4 protein-coding genes are annotated in these 4825 nt (G+C 58.4%); all 4 read right to left on the bottom strand.

Annotated features, from left to right (window positions below; genetic code table 11):
* The coding region (gene ftsH / locus ACWI8T_RS08180; protein ID WP_449138586.1) for an ATP-dependent zinc metalloprotease FtsH at positions 1-1458 on the bottom strand (1458 nt) is incomplete at its 3' end.
* Positions 1459-1721: 263 nt separating this feature from the next.
* On the bottom strand, positions 1722-2339 hold the full coding sequence (gene hpt, locus ACWI8T_RS08175) for a hypoxanthine phosphoribosyltransferase (RefSeq protein WP_281667810.1): 618 nt from the start codon (positions 2337-2339) through the stop codon (positions 1722-1724).
* A 183-nt stretch (positions 2340-2522) separates the two neighbouring features.
* Positions 2523-3023 carry a spore coat protein SP96 gene (locus ACWI8T_RS08170; RefSeq protein WP_449138585.1) on the bottom strand — a complete coding sequence of 167 codons (501 nt, stop codon included), beginning with the start codon at positions 3021-3023 and terminating at the stop codon, positions 2523-2525.
* 129 nt (positions 3024-3152) lie between these two features.
* Positions 3153-4825 (bottom strand): metal-transporting ATPase (locus tag ACWI8T_RS08165; protein WP_449138584.1); only part of this gene is annotated, 1673 nt, incomplete at its 5' end.

The following is a 4825-nucleotide window of genomic DNA, read 5'->3' as shown; positions in this document are numbered from 1 at the left end:
GATCTTATGCACCGGATCGGCATTCGGCAGCAAGTGGCCAACCAGAGCATGGCCCGATTCGTGGAACGCAATGGTGCGACGAGTTTTCTCGTTCATCACACGGTTCTTGCGCTCGGGGCCGGCCATCAGGCGCTCCATGGACTCGTTGACTTCGGCCATGGAGATGTGCGACTTGTTGCGGCGCGCGGTGAGCAGCGCAGCTTCATTCATGAGGTTCATGAGGTCGGCGCCTGTCATGCCGCTCGTGAGTTTCGCGATGCGCGGCAGGTCGACATCGGGGCCGATGGGCTTGTTCTTCGCGTGCACCGCAAGAATCTTCTCGCGGCCGCGAACGTCAGGCGCATCGACGACGATTTGGCGGTCAAAACGGCCCGGACGAAGCAGAGCCGGGTCCAAAACGTCAACGCGGTTCGTCGCGGCGATGAGCACCACGGCTTCATTCTTCTCGAAGCCGTCCATCTCGACGAGCAGCTGGTTCAAAGTTTGCTCGCGCTCGTCGTGGCCGCCGCCCAAACCAGCACCACGCTGACGGCCAACGGCGTCGATCTCGTCGATGAAGATGATCGACGGAGCCGACTCCTTGGCATGCTTGAACAAGTCGCGCACGCGGCTTGCGCCAACGCCCACGAACATTTCGACGAATTCAGAACCCGAAATGCTGAAAAACGGCACCTGAGCCTCGCCCGCAACAGCACGCGCAAGCAGCGTTTTGCCCGTACCCGGAGGGCCTACGAGCAGACAGCCGCGCGGAATTTTTGCGCCGAGGTCTTGGTATTTCTTAGGGTTGACGAGGAAGTCTTTGATTTCCTGAAGCTCCTCGACCGCCTCGTCTTCGCCGGCGACGTCGTCGAAACGTACATCGGGGTGCTCCTGGGTGTATTCCTTCGCCTTCGCCTTGCCAAACGACATTTGCGAATTGTTCGCCTTGTTCATTTGGGCGAAGAAGAAGACCATGAGGCCGATAAGAAGCAGCGTGGGCAGCAAGCTCATAAGGAAGTCGCCCATGCCGTCGGGCAGTTTCACCTGATACTCAACATCGGGATGGCTCTTCAAGAGCTGCATGAGCGAATCTTGGCCCACGTAGGTAGACGTGTACTTGCGTGGGGTGCCAACGCTTTTCGCATCGAGGTTGGTGGTGTCAACCGTGGGCGCATCGGTGCCGAGCACGCCTTGGACTTGGGCATTCAACGCACCGATAGCATTGTTGTATGCATCGGACGCGGTGGAGCCAGCGGTTGCGGCCGGATAATAGGTGCCCGTAACGGTATAGCTACCGGCATCGTAGACCACGTTCTGCACGCGATCTTGCTCGACGGCCTGCACGAATTCCGAGGTGATGAGCGTGTCGGTTTCGGCGCCATTCATCATCGTCATCATTTGGCTGCCGATGAACATCGCCACAACGAAGAACAGAATGGCCGAAATAATGCTCACGCGCTGCGGCGGACGAGACATCATTTGTTTGGCGTCTTTAGGGTCGATGTTGAACATGGACGAGCCGCGCTGGCCCTGAAACTGTTGGCCTTGAGGGTCTTGGCCCTGCTGCGGCATATTCCCATAGGGGTTCTGTTGGGGCTGCTGAGGCTGCTGCGGAACCTGGCCAAAAGGGGGCTGCGGCTGGCCCTGCTGCTGCGGTGCCTGCGGCTGTTGCGGCTGATTTTCGGGAGCCGACGGCGCAGGCTGCTGCGTTTGGTTGTCGTTTTGCTGCTGTGTTTCGCTCATTATTTTCCTTGGTACACTTCTGGTTTCAGAATGCCGATATAGGGCAAGTTGCGATAGCGCTCGGCGTAGTCGAGGCCGTATCCCACGATGAAAGCGTCGGGGCACTCAAAGCCCACGTACTTGCAATCGATTTCGGCCTGCTCGGGGTTTTGCTTCTTCAAAAGCGCTGCAATGGTGATCGATGCGGGATTGCGAGACTCAAGCACGCGAAGCAGGTACTTCAGCGTGAGGCCCGAATCGACGATATCTTCCGCGATAATCACGTGGCGGCCTTCGATGTTCGATGTGAGGTCTTTCAGAATGCGCACGACGCCGGAGCTTTTCGTGCCCGTTCCGTAAGAAGACACGGCCATGTAGTCCATCTCGAAAGGAAGATCGATCTGACGCGCGAGGTCGGACATGTAAATGGCAGCGCCACGAAGCACGCTCACCATGAGAATCGCGGGGTCGCCGTGCGGCGTTTCCTCGTATGCCACATCGCGATAATCTTCGGTAATCTGCTGGCCGATTTGCGCCACTCGCTCGTGAATCGCTTGTTCGCTATAGAGAATTTCTTCGACATCGGCGTCACCAAACGTGACGCTTGAGCATGCAGCGGTTGAAGCCATTTCGGCCATGACACCCTCTCTTTCGGTTGAGACCTGAAAGTGCAGTTTAGCATCCATAAACAAAGCGCCAGCAACGATAGCGTAACGGCGCATCGAAAAACACGATATCACAACGTCGCGAGCACCAAAAAGGCTCGCCACTGCTAAGCGGCGAGCCTTTGGGCGCTATTTCAAAACATGGATCAAATAACGTTAGTAATACGAGTAGTACGAAGGTCCATAGGTCAACGCCGAGCATGCAGCCACACCGAACAAGACGATGAGCAGCACCCAGATGACGAACGTCGCCAAAAATCCAATGAGCGAAAACTTAACCGCCTCGGATTTCGCCTGCGGAAAATTGCTTTGGTTCGTAAGCCACGCAAGCAAAATGGCGATGGGACCCAGGAAGAAGCCACACACGGCCCAACCGAACTTCATTCCCCCCGTAAGATAGAGCAGAGGCATGCCAGGCATGTTCTGGGGAGCGCCCTGGGGCTGTTGCGCAGGGGCGCCGTAGAACGGAGCTTGGCCGGATGGCTGCTGCGGCTGCGACGCATTTGCGTACGGGTTTCCGGCAGGAGGAACCTGGCCCGCAGATTGCGGCGGGGTCGGCATGCCTTGCAGCGGCGGAACCGTCGCGGGCTGAGCGGGAGCGGCAGGTTTTTCGGTAGCTGCGTCTTCCGCACGCTTGTTGTTCTCGAACTCGGTCATGGAATCCTCAATTCGTAAGAAGCTTTCGTTGGCTCCATTATACGCACGAACCCACGCGCCGCCCCGCAGACGCGCATTCGAAACGAACTCTTAGCCGCGCAGTTACGGAACCGTTGAATTAATGAGCCTTTATGCCATATTCGCTTCGTAGCCCGCATCGACCACAGCATCGATGAGCTGGGCATCGGCAACGTCTTCGGCGAGCTGCACGGTGGCCTTCTTGCCATCAAGGTCGACATCGACGCTCGCCACGCCCGCGACGCCTTCGAGCGCCTTCTTCACGTGGGCGACGCAGTGCTGGCACATCATGCCTTCAACATGCAGAGTCTTTTCCATGAACGGTTCCTTTCTTTCGAGGGTATTTTGAATGCCTTCCGGCAATTTGTACGCAATTTCGCGAACGACAATTTCATCTTCAGGAAGAAAGCGCCGCGATGCCTCTTCCTGCGCATGCTCGGAAAAACGAGGCGTGCGCAAACGCAGAGCATTGCTCACCACGCACACCGAGCTTAAGCTCATGGCCGCCGCCGCAATCATGGGATTGAGCGTAAGACCCGCCCACGAGAATGCGCCCGCCGCAACGGGAATGCAAATCGCATTGTAGATAAGCGCCCAGAACAGATTCTGCTTAATGGTGCGCATGGTCGCGCGCGAGAGCTGAATGGCCGCGGGCACATCGAGCAAGTCGCTTTTCATGAGCACCATGTCGGCCGACTCGATGGCGATGTCGGTACCCGCGCCAATCGCGATACCCACATTCGCTCGAGCGAGCGCGGGCGCGTCGTTGATGCCATCGCCCACCATAGCCACGGCACCTTCACCGGACAAACGTGCAACCTCGCGCTCTTTGCCTTCGGGCAAGACACCGGCAACGACTTCGTCCACGCCGCATACACGCTGAATAGCCCGTGCCGTGCGCTCGTTATCGCCCGTAAGCATAACCGTGCGCACTCCCATATCGTGAAGCTCCGATACGGCAGCGGCACTTGTGGGCTTCACGGTGTCGGCAACCGCGATAACGCCCACCACGCCAGCGCCCACCGCCAAGAACAGCGGGGTTTTGCCTTCGTCGGCCAAGCGTTCAGCTTCGTGCTCGAATTCGCCCAAATACACGCCATGCTGGTGCATGAGCTGGGCATTGCCCATTATGCACACGGTTCCGTCATACACGCCCGCAACACCGCCGCCGGGAATTTGGCGAAATTCGCTCGCCTCGGCAACGCGGAGGCCCATGCCTTCCGCACGCGAAACAATTGCGCGGCCAAGCGGATGCTCCGATTTCTTCTCGAGGGCCGCCGCAACGCGCAGCAGCTCATTTGCCTCCACTCCCGAGGCGCATAGCATATCGGTAACCTCAGGCTCGCCTTTGGTGATGGTGCCCGTTTTGTCGAGCACTACGGTTTTCACGTCGTGGGCAGTTTGCAACGCTTCGGCCGTTTTCGCCAAAATGCCAGCACGCGCGCCACGGCCCGTGCCTACCATGATGGCGCACGGCGTTGCCAGGCCAAGCGCGCACGGGCAGCTAATCACAAGCACCGAAACCGCATGAGTAAGCGAAATCGACACATCGCCCGACGCGAGCATCCATACGACGAACGTCACGATCGCGATGCCGATGACCGCGGGCACGAAAATGCCACTGATTTTATCGGCAAGCTCCTCGATGGGGGCTTTGGTCGAAGTCGCTTCGTCGACCATGCGAATGATGCCCGCAAGCGCCGTGTCATCGCCCACGCGGTCGACGCGCATGGTGAACCATCCCGTTTTCGAAATAGTCGCGCCAATCACGCCATCGCCCGGCC

It is taken from the genome of Slackia sp. (assembly GCF_977041755.1).
The sequence above is the reverse complement of the archived record's forward strand: the minus strand, read 5'-3'. Positions and strand labels throughout refer to the sequence as shown.

What these genes read in the sequence shown, in the direction of transcription:
- hpt (WP_281667810.1), bottom strand. Translation starts at nt 2,339, where the DNA reads ATGGCCGAAATGGCTTCAACCGCTGCATGCTCAAGCGTCACGTTTGGT.
- ACWI8T_RS08170 (WP_449138585.1), bottom strand. Translation starts at nt 3,023, where the DNA reads ATGACCGAGTTCGAGAACAACAAGCGTGCGGAAGACGCAGCTACCGAA.